This window comes from Streptococcus sp. 27098_8_99, assembly GCF_041431935.1.
In the GTDB taxonomy this organism is placed as follows: Bacteria; Bacillota; Bacilli; order Lactobacillales; family Streptococcaceae; genus Streptococcus; species Streptococcus parasanguinis_D.
This window is the reverse complement of sequence record NZ_JAPVYQ010000016.1, coordinates 38,207-55,797: the sequence shown is the minus strand read 5'-3', so window position 1 is coordinate 55,797 and position 17,591 is coordinate 38,207. Positions and strand designations below refer to the sequence as shown.

Here is a 17,591-nt window from a genome sequence, read left to right as displayed (position 1 = left end):
TTGTTGCTTGACCATATCAAATCGCAATTTTCTGATTTTTTTTGGTATAATGGTCCCTATGAAAATAGTATCTGGAACCTATGGGGGACGTCCCCTCAAAACACTTGAAGGAAAAACAACCAGGCCGACTTCTGATAAGGTCAGAGGGGCTATGTTCAATATGATTGGTCCTTACTTTGATGGTGGAAGAGTGCTGGATCTCTATGCAGGAAGCGGTGGGCTCTCTATCGAAGCCGTTTCTCGAGGCATGTCAGAGGCTGTTCTAGTAGAAAGAGATTGCAGAGCGCAGGAGATTGTAGTAGCCAATATTGCCATGACCAAGGAAAAGGAACGGTTTCAACTGCTAAAAATGGAGGCCAAGCAGGCCTTGGGACTTCTAACGGGCACCTTTGACCTAGTTTTCTTGGATCCTCCTTATGCCAAGGAAGAGATTGTTCGCGATATCGAAACCTTGTGCGAGCGCCAACTCTTGTCAGAGGAGATCATGATTGTGTGCGAAACTGATAAACACGTAGAACTTCCTGAGGAAATCGGACAAGTGGGAATCTGGAAAGAAAAAATCTATGGAATTAGTAAGGTAACAGTATATGTCAGATAGAAATGGATTGTTTACAGGATCGTTTGATCCGATTACCATTGGGCATGTGCAATTGATCGAGCGAGCTAGTCGCTTGTTTGACCGTGTCTATGTCGGAATTTTTTATAATCCGGAAAAAGTCGGACTCTTTTCTATTGAGCAGCGCGTGCGCATGGTGAAAGGGGCCTTGGCTCATTTGGAAAATGTTGAAATTGTGACGTCGACTCAAGAGTTGGCTGTGACAGTGGCGCGCAATCTTGGGGTCATCACCTTGATCCGGGGCTTGCGCAATGCACAGGATCTAGTATACGAAGCCAATATGGATTATTTTAACCACCAGTTGGCGCCTGAATTGGAGACGGTTTATCTCTATGCCCAGCCTCCTTACCAGGCCATTAGTTCAACGCGTATTCGAGAGTTGCTGGCTTTTCAGCAAGATATCTCACCTTATGTACCAAAGAGTGTAATGGAGGAAATCAAAGATGACACAAGCGAATAAACCAAGCTTGCCCACTAAAAAGAAAAAAGGACGATTGAAAGAATACCGATGGCCGATTGCAGGCGTTCTTTTCTTGCTCCTCTTGCTAGCTGCTTTTGTGATTCGCCTTCCCTATTATATTGAAATGCCAGGAACGGCCGAAGACATTCGATCGGTCATGACAGTGGATGGAAAAATGGATACCAAGTCAGGATCTTATGACTTTGTAACCGTGGCAGTGAAAGAAGCAACCCCGGCTGATTTGATCTATGCTTGGGCGACACCTTTTACAGATATCTACTCTGCCAAGGATATGACAGGTGGTAGTTCGAGCCAAGAATTTACGCGGATTAACCAATTCTATATGGAAACCTCGCAAAATATGGCTATCTACCAAGGGTTAAAGACAGCTGGAAAAGAAACCCAGATGGACTTTCTTGGTGTTTATGTCATGCAGGTAGCAGATGATTCGACCTTTAAGGGAATCTTGAACATTGCAGATACCGTAACCGGTGTGAATGGCAAGACCTTTAAGAGTTCCAAAGAATTGATTGATTATGTTGGTTCTCAAAAAATTGGCGACCCCGTTTCGGTGACCTATATTGAGGATGGACAAACCAAGACCGCAGACGGAAAGATCATCAAATTATCCAACGGGAAAAACGGGATCGGGATTAGCCTGATCGACCGGACTGAAGCCAAAGGCGATGTTCCTGTCCAGTTTGCGACTCAAGGGATTGGTGGACCAAGTGCCGGCATGATGTTTAGCCTAGCCATCTACACCCAAGTGGCTGATCCAGATCTTCGTCAGGGACGCCATATTGCAGGGACAGGAACCATTAACCAAGATGGAACGGTTGGTGATATCGGTGGGATTGACAAGAAAGTCGTCGCAGCCGATAAAGAAGGAGCAGAAATTTTCTTTGCCCCTAATAACCCTGTTTCCAAAGAAGAAAAGAAAGCCAATCCCAAGGCCAAATCGAACTATGAAACAGCTAAAGAAGCAGCAAAACAAATTCATTCGAAGATGAAAATTGTACCCGTCAAAACCCTTCAAGATGCCATTGATTATTTGAAAAAGAAGTAGAAGTATCTTGCTAGATCAGTCTCGTACTTGAAAGTACGAGGTAGAGTTGGCAGATAGGAAGAATCACCTTCTAATCAAATTCAAGTTTTTGCTTATCAATCTCTCTATTTTTAGAGGGATTTTTTCTTTATACTGGTATCAGAAAGAAAGGGAGGTAGTGAAATGATTCAAACCAGTTTGTTTTCCATTTCAGTATTCTTAGCGGGAGTTCTATCCTTTTTCTCCCCATGTATTTTGCCACTGATGCCAGTCTATGTAGGGATTCTATTGGATTCTGAACGTGTGAAAACTGTTCGAATTTTTGGAAGAGAAATTTCTTGGTATGGCTTGGTGAAGACTCTTTGTTTTATCGCAGGTCTATCAACTGTTTTCCTGATTCTAGGATACGGTGCAGGGGCCCTTGGGCAGGTGCTTTATGCTCCATGGTTTCGCTATCTGCTAGGAGGGATTGTGATCCTATTAGGGATTCACCAAATGGAAGTGATCAATCTGAGACAACTCCAAAAACAAAAGACCATCCAACTCAAAAAGAATCGGGAGCGCAATGAATTCTTCAATGCTTTTCTGATAGGGGTCACCTTTAGTTTTGGTTGGACCCCTTGTGTCGGACCAGTTTTGAGTTCGGTTCTAGCCATTGCCGCTTCTGGAGGAAATGGTGCTTTGCAAGGCGCTCTCCTGATGCTGGTCTATACATTAGGCTTGGCGCTCCCCTTCTTAGTCTTGGCTCTAGCTTCTAGCTGGGTTCTACAACATTTTGCTAAACTCAAGCCCCACATGGGAACCTTGAAAAAAATTGGTGGTGCCCTCATCATCTTGATGGGTATCTTGCTGATGCTTGGAAATCTTAATAGCCTCGCATCCCTGTTTCACTAATCTTGAATGATTAAAGGAGAAAAATCATGAAAAAAATTCTTGCACTTTCTATTGCTACACTTAGCATCGTCACTTTAGCAGCTTGTTCTGGACAGAAATCAGATTCAGACATGAAAAAAACGGACGATAGTAGTATGATGAAGAAGGACGATATGAAGAAGGACGATATGAAGAAGGACGATATGAAGAAGGACGATATGAAGGATTCATCCATGTCCGATGATAAAATGAAAAAAGAAGACATGAAAGATTCATCTATGATGTCTGACAGCAGTTCGGAAATGAAGGACGATATGAAAAAAGATGAGATGAAATCTAGCGATTCAGAAATGAAAAATGAAAAGAGTGAATCATCTGATATGAAATCAGACAAGGAATGAAAGAAGGGAGAGGTCATCTGAGGATGACTTTCTCCTTGTTTAAAGAGGTGATAATGATGAAAAAATTAGCTTTACTAGCTACAGGATTTGTATGCGCTGGACTTTTGGGGGCTTGTTCGAGTCAAGGAATGGCTACTTCCAATAAGGATATGGGCCAACAAACAGCCAAAGCTGGGGATAGGCAAACATCTGGCAAGAAAGTGAAGGATTTTAACCTGCAAGGAGTGGATGGCAAGACCTACCGCTTATCCGATTACAAGGGAAAGAAAGTTTACCTCAAATTTTGGGCTTCCTGGTGCTCTATTTGCCTGTCGACATTAGAGGATACCAATGAGTTGGCAAAGGAAGAGGCAGGTAAGGATTATGTGGTTTTATCTGTTGTAGCACCAACCTTTAATGGCGAAAAATCAGCAGCAGATTTCAAAAATTGGTACCAGTCTTTGGACTACAAGGATTTCCCAGTCTTGCTAGATAGTAAAGGGGAGCTACTCAAAGAGTATGGGATTCGTTCTTATCCATCGGCTCTCTTTATCAATAGTGATGGGACGTTATCAAAGAGCCAGATTGGCTTTATGAATAAAGAGGATATCCTCAAGACCCTAGAGAACATGCAGTAAGGAGATAGACAATGGAAACAAAGTGGAAAGTGTTTGCTATCCTTCTCGTTGGCTTACTATCGATTGGTTTCTTTTTCTTTAGTAAGGGAGCAAACGGAATGGATCGATCAGAAACAAGTACGGAGAGTATCAAAAAAGCATCGATGAGTCAGACTCCAGTAGCCAAAAAGGAAACAAAGGAAACGGTTGATCCAAAGGATCAGCGTGAAATTTATTTGGCTGGTGGTTGCTTCTGGGGCGTAGAGGAATATTTCTCCCGTGTTCCAGGTGTGATCGATGCTGTATCAGGTTACGCCAACGGAAAGGGAGAAACGACCAAGTATGAATTGGTCCCTCAAACAGGCCATGCTGAAACAGTTCACATCACCTACAATGTCAAGAAGGTATCTCTGAAAGAATTGCTCCTGCATTATTTCCGGATTATCGACCCAACGTCGAAGAATCGACAAGGAAATGATCAAGGGACTCAATACCGAACAGGTGTCTATTATGTCTCCCAAGAAGACCTTCCAACCATTAACCAAGTCTTTGAAGAAGAAGCAAAAAAATACGACAAACCGTTAGCAGTGGAAAAAGAGCCACTGACCAATTTCATCAAGGCTGAGGACTACCACCAGGATTATCTAAAGAAACATCCGAATGGGTACTGCCATATCGATGTCAATCAGGCTTCTTATCCTGTTATTGAGGCTAGTCGCTACTCTAAGCCAAGCGATGAGGAGATCAAAAAGAAGTTATCTCCTGAAGAGTATGCGGTGACACAAAAAAATGATACCGAACGGGCCTTCTCCAATCGTTACTGGGATCAGTTTGATGCCGGTATTTATGTAGATATCGTGACCGGTGAGCCCCTCTTTTCTTCTAAGGATAAATTTGATTCGGGTTGTGGTTGGCCAAGTTTCAGTCGGCCTATTAGTCCTGATGTGGCCATCTATAAGGAGGATAAGAGTTTCAATATGACCCGGACAGAAGTTCGGAGCCGTGTAGGAAATTCTCATCTGGGCCATGTTTTTACCGATGGTCCCAAGGAAAAAGGCGGTCTTCGCTATTGCATCAATAGTTTGTCTATTACCTTCATCCCCAAAGCAGAAATGAAAGAAAAGGGCTACGGTTATTTATTGGACTATGTCTGAGACAATTCAGCCCATAATTTGCTATAATAAGTATAGCAAAAAACAAGTGGGTGAAAGACATGTATGCGATCATGATTGTGGAAGATGAAGAGCTTATTCGGCAGGGTCTGACTTCCTTAGTGGATTATGAACAGTTTGGAATGACCGTCATCAACCAGGCTAAAAATGGGCGTGAGGCTTGGGAGAAGTTTCAAGAGCAACCAGCCGATATCCTTCTAACCGATATCAATATGCCACAAATGAATGGCTTGGATCTGGCTCATCTCGTCAAAGAACAATCTCCGTCTTGCCATATCATTTTTTTGACAGGTTATGATGACTTTGAGTTTGCAAGGAAAGCCATCAAGTTAGGTGCAGATGATTATTTGCTGAAGCCTTTTTCAAAAGATGATATTGAAGAGATGTTAGCAAAGGTGAAAGGAAAACTTGATCAAGAGCGTAAGAAAGCGCAAGTCGAAGATTTGGTCAGTCAGGGTTATTCGACAGACTTGGAAGAAGCCATTCATGCTCGTTTAGCAGACTCTCAGTTAACTCTAAAGGATCTGGCCTATCAACTTGGTTTCAGTCCCTCTTATCTAAGTGTATTGATCAAGAAAAAATTGGGACTCCCCTTCCAAGACTACCTCATTCAAGAGCGAATGAAGAAGGCTCAACTCTTGCTTCTCACGACAGATTTAAAAATTTATGAGATCGCCGATCAGGTTGGTTTTGAAGATATGAACTATTTTTCTCAACGCTTTAAGCAGGTTGTTGGGGTGACACCAAGGCAGTACAAAAAAGGAGAGCATGAATGAAACGATATCCCTTGCTGATTCAGCTGGTCCTCTACTTTTTTCTCTTCATTCTCCTACTTTTTGGTCTTATTGGTGGCCTCTATTATCAAACGAGTTCAGGGACGATCCGCCAGCAAACGGAGCGGACGACAAGAAATAGTATCGATCAAAGCAGTCAGTTTATCACCTCCTATCTAAAAAAATTAAAGCAGACCACAACGGTACTTAGCAAGGAACAGGCTGTTCGCCAATTTGCCCAAGACAAGAGTGCGAATCAAGAAACAGTTCAGCACTTGATGCGAACGATGATTGAAACGGATCCGGACCTGGTCTCTGCGGTCTTGGTGACCAAGGATGGACGTCTGGTAGCGACAGATTCCAAAATCAGCATGCAGACTTCCTCAGATATGATGAATGAAAGTTGGTATCAAGAGGCGATTAAGGAAAGAGCCATGCCAGTTTTGACGCCAGCTCGAAAGGAATCCTTGACCTCGGAAAAAGAAAAATGGGTGGTTTCTATTACCCAAGAAGTGGTCGATCAGGCTGGTCAAAATCTCGGAGTAGTACGCTTGGATATTGGCTACGATAGCCTTCAGGCTTACTTGGATCACCTGCAACTAGGGAAGCAAGGCTTTAGTTTTATCATTAATCAAAAGCATGAGTTTGTCTATCATCCTAAAAAAGCGGTCTATTCCTCCAGCCAAGAAATGCAAGCCATGCAGCCCTATATTGCTGTGACAGATGGCTATACAAAAGGAGGACAGAATTTTATCTATCAGGTTCCGATTCCAGATAGCGATTGGACCTTGATTGGAGTGGCTTCACTTGAAGGACTTCAGATGCTGCAGTCGCAACTCCTGTACTCTTTCATTGGTCTAGGATTACTAGCTTTGATCATGTGTTTGATAGGGATCGGCTTTGTTCTGCGTTTGTGGATCAAACCCTTACAAGACCTTCAGACTATCATTTTGAGGATTGGAGCAGGAGATGCTCACGTGAGGGCTGCAGCCAAAGGATCTCCAGAATTGGTGGCCCTCGCTCAAGCGTTTAATGCCATGTTGGACCAAATCGATAACCTCATGCAACAGGTCAAGGAAGAGGAACAGAACGCACGGCGGTACGAGTTGCGGGCACTTTCTGCTCAGATAAATCCGCATTTCCTCTACAATACCTTGGATACGATTGTCTGGATGGCGGAGTTTAATGATAGTCGGCGCGTGGTCGACATCACCAAGTCTCTGGCTCAATATTTTCGACTGGCTCTCAACCAAGGCCAGGAACAAATCCTACTGAGAGATGAAATCGACCATGTCCGCCAATACCTTTTCATTCAGAAGCAACGTTATGGTGAAAAGCTCAACTATGAAATTCTAGAAGATGAACGGTTGGGCGATTATCAGCTTCCTAAATTGGTACTTCAACCCTTAGTGGAAAATGCGATTTACCATGGCATTAAAGAGATCGATCGGCCAGGTCTCATTCGAGTGACAACTGAAGTCAGTGGGGACTACGCCTGCGTATCGATTTTTGACAATGGACGAGGCTTTGACCGATCAGAATCAACAGACCAAACCCTTCTTCGTTTAGGAGGTGTTGGCTTGAAAAATGTGGACCAACGATTGCATCTTCAATTTGGCGAAGCCTATCATATGGAGATTGATTCTAAGGCCAATAGCTATACGAAAATCACTCTTTATTTGCCCCTTTCATCCGGCAATGAATATTCATAGAGAGTGGGACAGAAATCGGTAATTCGTTAGAATTCGATTTCGTCGTCCCGCCTCCGCACAGTTGAGTAGGGCTGTAAAAGCTGATGAAATCAGCGTAGTAGAGCCCACTCAACCACTGCGTCTTACTCGACAATCCAAAAACAATTGAGAGGCTAGGACTTCTGTCCCTCTCTCTTTTTGCTCTCAAAGGAATTTCGACTCTTTTCTAGTCAAATCTGACGCAAGTCATCAAATTTATGATAAAATAAAGTGTTACAGTAAATAGATTTTGATGAAGGAACACTATGCGAAAAGAGATTGACCCTGAATTATATAATTACAATAAATTTCCTGGACCTGTCTTTCATCAGGTAGGAGACCAAATCCATTCAGAAAACCTCTCCTTTGAGCTGTTGAAAAATGAGAAGGAAGCATTTGATGCGACCGTTTTTGGTCAGCGATTTTCTGAGATTTTAACTAAGTTTGATTACATTGTTGGTGATTGGAGCAATGAGCAGTTGCGCTTGCGTGGCTTTTATAAGGAAGAGCGCGATGTTGCAACGATGGATAAACTAAGTCGCTTAGACGATTATTTGTTAGAATATTGTAGCTATGGTTGTGCTTATTTTGTCCTTGAAAATAAGGAACCTCATCGTGCTTCCTTTGATAAGAAATCACCGGTCAAAAAAGCTCAATCAGAAGAAAGAGAGCCTAAGAAGCGTTCGCGCAATCGCAAACAAAAAGATCGTTTCCAAAAACGAGAACGCGACAAGGGACAACCAGCCAAAAACTCGAAAAAAACAAGACCGTCTGCTGAGACTAAAAAGACAACGAAGACAGACAACAAACGTCATTTTGTGATTCGACAAAAAGAGGAGTAAGAAAGAATGAAACCATCCATTTATAGTTTAACACGCCAAGATATGATTGATTGGGCGGAAGAGAACGGCGAAAAGAAATTCCGTGCAGCACAAATCTGGGAATGGCTCTATCGCAAACGCGTCCAGTCCTTCGAAGAAATGACCAACCTTTCTAAGGACTTGATTGCAAAGTTAAATGATCAATTCGTCGTCAACCCACTCAAGCAACGAATCGTGCAAGAGTCAGCAGACGGAACGGTTAAGTATCTTTTTGAATTGCCAGATGGCATGTTGATTGAAACCGTCTTGATGCGTCAGCACTATGGTTTATCTGTCTGTGTAACGACTCAAGTAGGATGCAATATCGGTTGTACCTTCTGTGCTTCTGGTTTGATCAAAAAACAACGCGATTTGAACAATGGGGAAATCGTGTCTCAAATCATGTTGGTTCAAAAATACTTTGACGAACGTGGCCAAGATGAACGGGTCAGCCATATCGTTGTCATGGGGATCGGAGAACCATTTGACAACTATAACAATGTCTTGAAATTTATCCGGACGGTCAACGATGACAAGGGATTAGCGATTGGTGCTCGTCATATTACCGTGTCAACTTCTGGTTTGGCTCATAAAATTCGTGACTTTGCAAATGAAGGTGTGCAGGTCAATTTGGCAGTGTCCCTTCATGCTCCAAACAATGACTTGCGCTCTAGCATCATGAAGATCAACCGGGCCTTTCCAATTGAAAAATTGTTTGCGGCGATTGAATACTATATTGAGACTACGAACCGTCGGGTGACCTTTGAGTACATCATGTTGAATGAAGTCAATGATGGAGTCGAGCAAGCCTTAGAGTTGGCAGAATTGCTCAAGAATATCAAGAAATTGTCTTATGTTAACTTGATTCCTTACAATCCTGTCAGTGAGCATGACCAATATAGCCGGAGTCCAAAAGAACGGGTCATGGCCTTCTATGATACCTTGAAAAAACAAGGTGTTAACTGTGTAGTGCGTCAAGAGCACGGTACAGATATTGATGCTGCCTGTGGCCAATTGCGTTCAAATACCATGAAACGGGACCGGGAGAAAGCGATTGTTGAACATGCTCAACCTTAAACAAGGGCTGATGGATCATACAGAACTAACAAAAAGAGGAAGAAGGCTGTTACGGAGTGGCAGCTTCTTCTATTTTATCCTCTTGTGTTTGATGTGTTTTTTGCCCCAACAGCCAGAGCCAGGTATGGAAACACCGGGTATTCAACATTTCGGTCGCATCGTCGTCCTGCTGGTTCCTCTTAATTCGGTGATGAATCTTGGCCAGATCACCAGTGTCCTCCAACTCATTAAGGTCATTCTCCAAAACATAGCCAATATCTTTTTGTTAAGCCCGCTAGTCTTTCAACTCCTCTGGCTATGGCCCTGGTTGAGGAGTCGCAAACGGGTCTTGTGCTTCGGTTTTGCGATGAGCTTGTGGATTGAATGCAGCCAAGTTCTGTTAGATCTCTTGTTTGATGCCAATCGTGTCTTTGAGCTAGATGATTTGTGGACCAATACCTTAGGAGCTTACCTAGCCTATCTGGGCTTTCAGTATTGCAGAGCACGATTGCTAGCAAAAAATGGGGAAATGTAAAATCCGAACATTTTAGTGTCTTTTTGAAATTTTTGTTGACAAAGTCAGAAGCGGGAGCTATAATAGCTTCAAGACATCAGAAAAGTAGAGATTTTTCTCACTTCCAGGGAGCTTGTGGTGATTGCGAACAAGCAGTGGTGAATCTTGAAATGGGCTGATGCGTTTATGATAATGAATTTGAAACAATAAAAATTCGGTGAGCACACCTTATCGTGCACCCTGTTGTTAGACAGGTCAGAGATGTAGGAGAAAGAATATCTTCCTACAATTGAGGTGGCACCGCGGTATCGAATCGTCCTCACACAGATTTTTCTGTGTGAGGTTTTTTGTATCTCAAAGGAACCCAGTGAGACTGCAGCTCAAAGGGCCCGCGAGAGAAAAAGATCATAAACAGGATTGAAGATATAGAAAAGAGGACACAATCATGACAGAAACAAAAGGCTATTTCGGACAATTTGGTGGATCTTTCGTACCAGAACCCATTCAAAACTTGCTCAATCAATTAGAGGAAACTTTTGAACAATATAAAAATGATCCAGAATTTATCGCAGAATACAAACATTATTTGAAAGACTATTCTGGACGGGAAACACCGCTCTACTTTGCGGAAAGTTTGACGGAGCATTTAGGTGGGGCAAAAATTTATTTGAAGCGCGAAGACTTGAATCACCTAGGTTCACATAAATTGAATAACGTTTTGGGGCAAATCCTCTTGGCTAAACGCATGGGCAAAACGCGCGTGATTGCTGAAACAGGAGCCGGTCAACACGGTGTAGCTACAGCAGCTGCGGCAGCTAAGTTCGGTATGGCCTGTGATGTCTACATGGGGGCAGAAGACGTGGAACGCCAACGCTTGAATGTCTTCCGCATGGAAATGATGGGGGCAACCGTCCATGCGGTTGAAACCGGGACTAAGACCTTGAAAGACGCCGTTGATGCTGCGTTTGGAGCATGGATGGCGGATTTGGATGCCTTTTACGTATTAGGTTCTGCTGTTGGCCCTCACCCTTACCCAACCATTGTGCATGAATTCCAAAAGGTAATCAGTGAAGAGTCTAAACGTCAAATCTTGGAAAAAGAAGGTCGTTTGCCGGATTATGTGATTGCCTGTGTCGGTGGTGGCTCTAATGCCATTGGTGCCTTTTCTGAATATGTCGCAGAAGAGGAAGTCGGATTGATTGGGGTAGAAGCAGCTGGACATGGCTTGGACACCGATCAACACGCAGCGACCATGACCAAAGGGACTATCGGTGTGGTTGATGGTATGAAGACCTATGCAGTCTTTGGCGAAGACGGAAAAGTAGCGCCAGTTTACTCGATCTCTGCTGGTTTGGACTACCCAGGGGTTGGCCCGGAGCATGCTTTCTTTAAAGATTCTGGTCGTGTCGAATATGTAGCAGCGACAGATGATGAAGCAGTAGAAGCCCTTCTTCTTCTCAGTAAGACAGAAGGAATTCTCCCAGCCATTGAAAGCTCACACGCGATTGCAGAAGCGGTTAAACGTGCTCCAAAACTGGATAAAGACAAGATCATCATCATCAATGTTTCCGGACGTGGGGATAAGGATGTGGCTGCCATCGCCGATTATCTAGAAGCGAAGGTTGCAAAGTAAGAAGAACTTATCTGCAAAATATCGTATAAAGCAGTAAAGCGTGATAACTGAGAAAGAGACAGGGAACAAAGGGGATCCGGTCTCTTTCTTTTTTGAGAGCAAAGACGAGAATGCCTAAGATGGATGCGATCTGAATGAGAATGAGGATCTTGGTAGAAGAAAAGCTTAGCGAAAAGGTAGCTAGTAAGAGAAAATCTCCTGCTCCTATTCCGATAAAGAAAAAGTGAGCTCCGATCGCAAGGAGTAAAAAGACCAGCATGAAGAGATTACTACCGGATAAAAAGAGGACCAAGGCATGGAGACAGCACCAGATGAATAAAGGGTATTCCATAAAGCGTAGGTCATAGATGGCTAAAACGGCAGCTCCCAGTAGTGTTAGAAGTTGAGGCAGAGAAAGGAAACCATTGGCGCAGGCTAAAAAAAGTAGGCCACTCCAGACCTCAAAAAGGCAGTACCAAAATGGGTAGGTCTGATGACAATAGCGGCAGCGAAAACGATGGAGTAGTTGCGAGATAATAGGGATGAGATCCCAAACGCCAAGGACGTGCTGGCAGTGATCACAATGACTGCGAGGAGCAAGAATGGATTGGTTTGGGAAACGATCGACAACTAGTCCCAAAAAAGAGGCGATACAAGTACCGATGGTAAAAAAATAAAAGTTGATCATACTTATTTATTCGTAAAGCAATCGGAAAATGTCATCATTTGCTTGAAAATCTTGTAAAGCCTTTCTAAATTTGATACAATAATGAACATGAAAAACCTGTATGATGTTCAACAATTTTTAAAACGTTTTGGAATCATCATTTACGTAGGGAAGCGCCTCTATGACATCGAATTGATGAAAATTGAGCTTCAACGTCTTTATGATGCAGGCCTGATGGAGCGGCTCGATTATTTAGAAGCCGACACCGTTTTAAGAAGAGAACACAAGCAAGAATTAGAATTTTTGAAAAAGAGTGAGGTAGAGTGATGGGAAATATCATTGTTTGGTTGGCTATTTTAGGAGCATTTGGATGGATGGCGTTTAATTATTTTCGCATCCGTAAAGCTGCTAAATTTGTGGACAATGCTACTTTTGAAGAGCTGATTCGTAAAGGTCAGTTGATTGACTTGCGAGAGCCAGCTGAGTTTCATGCCAAGCATATTTTAGGAGCACGCAACATTCCTTCTACTCAGTTGAAGTTGAGTCTTGCAGCCTTGCGCAAAGATAAACCAATTTTGCTCTATGAAAATAGCCGTAGTTCGCGTGTAACCAATGCGGCTCTCTATCTTAAGAAGCAGGGCTATACAGACATTTATGTCTTGTCTTATGGTCTCGATTCTTGGAATGGGAAAGTGAAAAAAGACGCCTAATAAAAAGAGCTCTAACTGCACAATGTATGTGGTTAGAGCTTTTTTATCTCGTTTTTTCAAGGTAATCTTTGACCCATGTGAGCTCTACCTCATTCAAAGGTCGGCTTTCTCCAGGGGCTAACTGAGGATCCAAGGTGAAGGGGCCAAAAGACAAGCGTTTTAAGGTCATTACTTTGACCCCAATGGCTAAAAACATCTTTTTCACTTGGTGGTATTTTCCTTCTGAGATTCGGACCTGGGCCTTGCTGTAGCTGGGGGTACTTTCTAGAATGGTCAAGGAAGCCGGCTTGCAGATAGGACCGTCTGTGAATGAAATCCCATTCTGAAATTGCTCGATGTGGGCTGCGTAAAGCGAACCATTGACTTCTACCTCATAGACTTTCTCCACATGGTATTGAGGATGGAGCAGTTGAAAGCCTAAGGGACCATTATCTGTGAGGAGGAGCAGACCACTGGTATCGCGATCGAGGCGACCAAGTGGATAGAGGTCGAGGTACTCTTGCTGGGGGTCTACTAGCTCGATCACCGTTAGATGGTGGGCGTCTCTTTTGGCGGTCACGGCTCCAATTGGTTTATGGAGCATGTAGTAGTGGTGACGCGGTTCTTGAATGATTCGTTCTCCGATTTGAATCTGTTGGAGTCCAGGGTCGATGTTTTGGGATAGCTTTTGAGCTGGTAGGTGATCGACCAAGATTTGCCTTCGGGCCAAAAGTTGTTTGATGTCTTTACGAGCGTACTGATGGTCTGCCATCAATTGATCTAATCTCATGGGAGCCTCTTTTTCTGAAAGTCTAATAATCAGTGTATCATGAAAAGAAAAGGAAATCGAGTCGGAGAAAAGAAATAAAGATGAAAACATTTACAACTAGCTGAACTGTGTTTTTTAGATAGGACTGTGGTATAATTGTTCAGTTAGAAATATTATTTAAATTTTATAGAGGAAATCATGACAAAATTAAGAGAAGATATTCGTAACGTTGCGATCATTGCCCACGTTGACCATGGTAAAACAACCTTGGTAGACGAATTGTTGAAACAATCGCACACCTTGGATGAACGTAAAGAATTGCAAGAACGTGCAATGGACTCAAACGATCTTGAAAAAGAACGTGGGATCACGATTCTTGCTAAAAATACAGCCGTTGCTTATAACGGAACTCGAATCAATATCATGGACACACCGGGACACGCGGACTTCGGTGGAGAAGTGGAACGGATCATGAAAATGGTTGACGGAGTTGTATTGGTCGTTGATGCCTACGAAGGAACCATGCCTCAGACGCGTTTCGTATTGAAAAAAGCCTTGGAACAAGATCTTGTTCCGATCGTTGTAGTCAACAAAATCGATAAACCATCTGCTCGTCCAGAAGAAGTTGTAGACGAAGTTCTTGAACTCTTCATCGAATTGGGTGCGGATGATGACCAATTGGAATTCCCGGTTGTTTATGCATCAGCGATTAACGGAACATCTTCACTTTCAGACGATCCAGCTGATCAAGAGCACACAATGGCACCGATCTTTGATACTATCATTGATCACATCCCAGCTCCAGTTGATAACTCAGATGAGCCTCTTCAATTCCAAGTATCCCTGCTTGATTACAACGACTTCGTTGGACGTATCGGTATCGGACGTGTCTTCCGTGGTACTGTAAAAGTTGGGGACCAAGTAACCCTTTCTAAATTGGATGGAACGACTAAGAACTTCCGTGTTACCAAACTCTTTGGTTTCTTTGGTTTAGAACGTCGTGAGATTCAAGAAGCTAAAGCGGGTGACTTGATTGCTATCTCTGGTATGGAAGATATCTTCGTTGGAGAAACCATCACACCGACAGACGCAGTTGAAGCTCTTCCAATCCTTCACATCGATGAACCGACGCTTCAAATGACCTTCTTGGTTAACAACTCACCATTTGCTGGTCGCGAAGGAAAATGGGTAACCTCTCGTAAAGTTGAAGAACGCTTGCAAGCGGAATTGCAAACAGACGTCTCTCTTCGTGTTGACCCAACTGATTCACCTGATAAATGGACCGTTTCAGGACGTGGGGAATTGCACTTGTCTATCTTGATCGAAACCATGCGTCGTGAAGGATACGAATTGCAAGTATCTCGTCCAGAAGTTATCATCAAAGAAATTGATGGTGTCAAATGCGAACCGTTTGAACGCGTGCAAATTGATACACCAGAAGAATACCAAGGATCTGTTATCCAAAGTCTTTCTGAACGTAAAGGTGAAATGTTGGATATGATCTCAACTGGTAACGGTCAAACTCGTTTGGTCTTCCTTGTTCCAGCGCGTGGTTTGATTGGATACTCAACAGAGTTCTTGTCAATGACACGTGGTTACGGAATCATGAACCACACCTTTGACCAATACTTGCCAGTGATTCCAGGAGAAATCGGTGGACGTCACCGTGGTGCTCTTGTTTCAATCGATAACGGAAAAGCAACCACTTACTCTATCATGTCTATCGAAGAACGTGGTACGATCTTTGTCAATCCAGGTACAGAAGTTTACGAAGGAATGATCATCGGGGAAAACTCTCGTGAGAACGACTTGACCGTAAACATTACGAAAGCTAAACAAATGACCAACGTTCGTTCAGCTACTAAGGACCAAACAGCGGTTATCAAGACTCCTCGTATCTTGACCTTGGAAGAATCTCTTGAGTTCTTGAACGACGATGAGTACATGGAAGTAACGCCTGAATCTATCCGTTTGCGGAAACAAATCTTGAACAAAGCAGAACGCGAAAAAGCAAATAAAAAGAAAAAATCAGCAGCTGCTGAATAATACGGAAAGAAAGGAGAAACAAAATGGTCTATTTTATCTTAGGGATTTTGATTCTCCTTTTTTACCTTTTTATGACCCCCAAAAGTATTCGTGGTACCTTAAACAGTGTCACAATGGTGGTCTTAATCGTCTCCATTATCGTACTGACTTGTCTCGCCATTTTTCAGATATTCCAACTACCGTCTGAGTTTTTTGTCGGTGCCTTTCTTGCCTTTGTTGGCTACCTGGCTTTGGTGGATATTTCCAAAATGACGACCAAACAGAAAAAATAAACGCTGACGTGATTTTTAAAGCCCTTTGGGCTTTTTAATTTTGCTAAAAAAAGGTAAAATAGAGAGTGATAAAAATGGAGCGAAGAAATCATGAAATTTGTGAAACAATTTGAAAATAAAAAGGTTCTTGTATTAGGTTTGGCTAAGTCAGGCGAGTCAGCTGCCCGTTTGTTGGATCGCTTAGGAGCGATTGTGACCGTCAATGATGGCAAACCTTTTGAAGAAAATCCAGCAGCACAAAGTTTACTGGAAGAAGGGATTAAAGTTGTGACAGGAGGTCACCCTTTGGAATTGTTGGATGAAGACTTTGCAGTCATGGTCAAAAATCCAGGAATCCCTTATTCTAATCCAATGGTTGAAAAAGCGCTTGAAAAAGGCATTCCCGTCCTCACTGAAGTGGAATTGGCCTATCTGATTTCGGATGCGCCAATTATTGGGATTACAGGATCAAACGGAAAAACGACGACGACAACCATGATCGGGGAAGTCTTGACGGCTGCCGGTCAAGGTGGTCTATTGTCTGGAAATATCGGTTTTCCAGCTAGTCAAGTTGCACAAACAGCAACAGAAAAGGATGTTCTGGTCATGGAATTGTCTTCTTTCCAATTGATGGGAATTGAAGCCTTCCATCCAGAGATTGCAGTGATTACCAACCTCATGCCGACCCATATCGACTATCATGGTTCTTTTGAAAATTATGTAGCTGCCAAATGGAATCTTCAAAAGAATATGACAGAAAAAGATGTCATTGTCTTGAACTTCAATCAAGACCTGGCCAAAGAACTCGCTACAAAAACCAAGGCAAGGGTCCTTCCATTTTCAACGGTTGAAAAAGTGGATGGGGCTTATTTGGAAGATGGACTTCTCAAGTTTAAGGGAGAAGTTGTTATGCGAGCAGATGAACTGGGAGTTCCAGGTAGCCACAATGTAGAGAATGCCTTGGCAACGATTGCGGTCGCAAAAGTCCGGGGAGTAGAGAATGAGGTCATTAAAGAAACCTTGTCAGCCTTTGGAGGAGTGAAACACCGTCTTCAATATGTGGATGAGATTCAAGGTGTCAAATTCTACAATGATAGCAAATCGACTAATATTCTAGCAACACAAAAAGCTCTTTCTGGTTTTGATAACAGCAAGGTGATCTTGATTGCAGGGGGGCTCGATCGTGGCAATGAATTTGATGAATTGGTGCCTCACATTACTGGTTTAAAGGAAATGGTGATTCTAGGGGAATCAGCTCCTCGAGTGAAACGCGCAGCAGATAAAGCTGGCGTCTCTTATGTTGATGCGGCAGATGTAGCGGATGCTACAAAGAAAGCCTTCGACTTGGCTAGCCCTGGAGATGTTGTGCTACTAAGTCCTGCCAATGCTAGCTGGGATATGTATCCGAATTTTGAAGTGCGTGGGGATGAATTTCTTGCTACAGTAAAAGGGTTGAAATAA

At 43.0% G+C, this 17,591-nt stretch carries 20 protein-coding genes and 1 other annotated feature; of the genes, 18 read left to right on the top strand and 2 right to left on the bottom strand.

Features of this window, described 5'->3' with window-relative positions:
• Window positions 1-58 precede the first annotated feature (58 nt).
• The 13 genes from rsmD to trpB all read left to right on the top strand — a co-directional run bounded on the left by rsmD (window position 59) and on the right by trpB (window position 11,729).
• The gene (gene rsmD, locus O3605_RS09040; RefSeq protein WP_350007736.1) at window positions 59-598 is read left to right on the top strand and encodes a 16S rRNA (guanine(966)-N(2))-methyltransferase RsmD; all 540 of its coding nucleotides are present in this window, start codon (window positions 59-61) and stop codon (window positions 596-598) included.
• A complete protein-coding gene (gene coaD, locus O3605_RS09035; protein ID WP_070659858.1) occupies window positions 588-1,076 on the top strand; it encodes a pantetheine-phosphate adenylyltransferase in 489 nt (162 codons plus the stop codon). Before rsmD ends, coaD begins: the two co-directional genes overlap by 11 nt.
• Entirely contained in the window at window positions 1,060-2,142 is a 1,083-nt protein-coding gene (locus O3605_RS09030) for a SepM family pheromone-processing serine protease (protein ID WP_045763983.1), read from the top strand. The genes coaD and O3605_RS09030 overlap by 17 nt, the downstream gene beginning before the upstream one ends.
• A gap of 162 nt (window positions 2,143-2,304) precedes the next feature.
• Complete coding sequence (gene ccdA2 / locus O3605_RS09025; protein WP_320909395.1) at window positions 2,305-3,015, top strand: thiol-disulfide oxidoreductase-associated membrane protein CcdA2; 711 nt, start codon at window positions 2,305-2,307, stop codon at window positions 3,013-3,015.
• Window positions 3,016-3,041: 26 nt separating this feature from the next.
• Window positions 3,042-3,395 (top strand): hypothetical protein, encoded by a 354-nt coding sequence (locus O3605_RS09020; protein WP_371585956.1) that lies wholly within the window; start codon window positions 3,042-3,044, stop codon window positions 3,393-3,395.
• Window positions 3,396-3,451: 56 nt separating this feature from the next.
• A complete protein-coding gene (locus tag O3605_RS09015) occupies window positions 3,452-4,012 on the top strand; it encodes a redoxin family protein (protein WP_350007765.1) in 561 nt (186 codons plus the stop codon).
• Between the two features lie 11 nt (window positions 4,013-4,023).
• A complete protein-coding gene (msrB, locus tag O3605_RS09010; RefSeq protein ID WP_350007739.1) occupies window positions 4,024-5,145 on the top strand; it encodes a peptide-methionine (R)-S-oxide reductase MsrB in 1,122 nt (373 codons plus the stop codon).
• Window positions 5,146-5,204: 59 nt separating this feature from the next.
• Window positions 5,205-5,939 (top strand): response regulator transcription factor, encoded by a 735-nt coding sequence (locus O3605_RS09005; RefSeq protein ID WP_350007766.1) that lies wholly within the window; start codon window positions 5,205-5,207, stop codon window positions 5,937-5,939.
• Window positions 5,936-7,648, top strand: coding sequence for a cache domain-containing sensor histidine kinase (locus tag O3605_RS09000; protein WP_350007741.1), 1,713 nt, complete (start codon window positions 5,936-5,938; stop codon window positions 7,646-7,648). Before O3605_RS09005 ends, O3605_RS09000 begins: the two co-directional genes overlap by 4 nt.
• A gap of 284 nt (window positions 7,649-7,932) precedes the next feature.
• Complete coding sequence (locus tag O3605_RS08995) at window positions 7,933-8,508, top strand: YutD family protein (protein ID WP_003011853.1); 576 nt, start codon at window positions 7,933-7,935, stop codon at window positions 8,506-8,508.
• 6 nt (window positions 8,509-8,514) lie between these two features.
• Window positions 8,515-9,603 carry a dual-specificity RNA methyltransferase RlmN gene (rlmN, locus tag O3605_RS08990; RefSeq protein WP_003005918.1) on the top strand — a complete coding sequence of 363 codons (1,089 nt, stop codon included), beginning with the start codon at window positions 8,515-8,517 and terminating at the stop codon, window positions 9,601-9,603.
• Window positions 9,590-10,117 carry a VanZ family protein gene (locus O3605_RS08985; protein ID WP_350007743.1) on the top strand — a complete coding sequence of 176 codons (528 nt, stop codon included), beginning with the start codon at window positions 9,590-9,592 and terminating at the stop codon, window positions 10,115-10,117. The genes rlmN and O3605_RS08985 overlap by 14 nt, the downstream gene beginning before the upstream one ends.
• 67 nt (window positions 10,118-10,184) lie before the next feature.
• Window positions 10,185-10,420 (top strand) — a binding site (T-box leader).
• Between the two features lie 121 nt (window positions 10,421-10,541).
• Entirely contained in the window at window positions 10,542-11,729 is a 1,188-nt protein-coding gene (trpB, locus tag O3605_RS08980) for a tryptophan synthase subunit beta (protein ID WP_371585953.1), read from the top strand.
• 7 nt (window positions 11,730-11,736) lie between these two features.
• Here trpB and O3605_RS08975 read toward each other — a convergent pair whose 3' ends face one another.
• Entirely contained in the window at window positions 11,737-12,396 is a 660-nt protein-coding gene (locus O3605_RS08975) for a prepilin peptidase (protein ID WP_155125255.1), read from the bottom strand.
• An 87-nt stretch (window positions 12,397-12,483) separates the two neighbouring features.
• Between O3605_RS08975 and O3605_RS08970 the strand changes: the two genes are divergently transcribed.
• Window positions 12,484-12,702, top strand: coding sequence for a YqgQ family protein (locus O3605_RS08970; RefSeq protein ID WP_003017930.1), 219 nt, complete (start codon window positions 12,484-12,486; stop codon window positions 12,700-12,702).
• Window positions 12,702-13,085 carry a rhodanese-like domain-containing protein gene (locus O3605_RS08965; RefSeq protein WP_024055336.1) on the top strand — a complete coding sequence of 128 codons (384 nt, stop codon included), beginning with the start codon at window positions 12,702-12,704 and terminating at the stop codon, window positions 13,083-13,085. The genes O3605_RS08970 and O3605_RS08965 overlap by 1 nt, the downstream gene beginning before the upstream one ends.
• A 43-nt stretch (window positions 13,086-13,128) precedes the next feature.
• On the opposite strand, the gene O3605_RS08960 is transcribed toward O3605_RS08965, so the two are convergent.
• Window positions 13,129-13,854, bottom strand: coding sequence for a 16S rRNA pseudouridine(516) synthase (locus O3605_RS08960; protein WP_155125256.1), 726 nt, complete (start codon window positions 13,852-13,854; stop codon window positions 13,129-13,131).
• A 177-nt stretch (window positions 13,855-14,031) separates the two neighbouring features.
• Between O3605_RS08960 and typA the strand changes: the two genes are divergently transcribed.
• The 3 genes from typA to murD all read left to right on the top strand — a co-directional run bounded on the left by typA (window position 14,032) and on the right by murD (window position 17,591).
• Window positions 14,032-15,879: a translational GTPase TypA gene (gene typA / locus O3605_RS08955; RefSeq protein WP_003017941.1), complete on the top strand. Its 1,848-nt coding sequence runs from the start codon at window positions 14,032-14,034 to the stop codon at window positions 15,877-15,879.
• Window positions 15,880-15,902: 23 nt separating this feature from the next.
• Window positions 15,903-16,151, top strand: coding sequence for a DUF3165 family protein (locus tag O3605_RS08950; protein ID WP_004219693.1), 249 nt, complete (start codon window positions 15,903-15,905; stop codon window positions 16,149-16,151).
• A 90-nt stretch (window positions 16,152-16,241) separates the two neighbouring features.
• Window positions 16,242-17,591, top strand: a complete 1,350-nt coding sequence (murD, locus tag O3605_RS08945; protein ID WP_049472967.1) for a UDP-N-acetylmuramoyl-L-alanine--D-glutamate ligase — start codon at window positions 16,242-16,244, stop codon at window positions 17,589-17,591.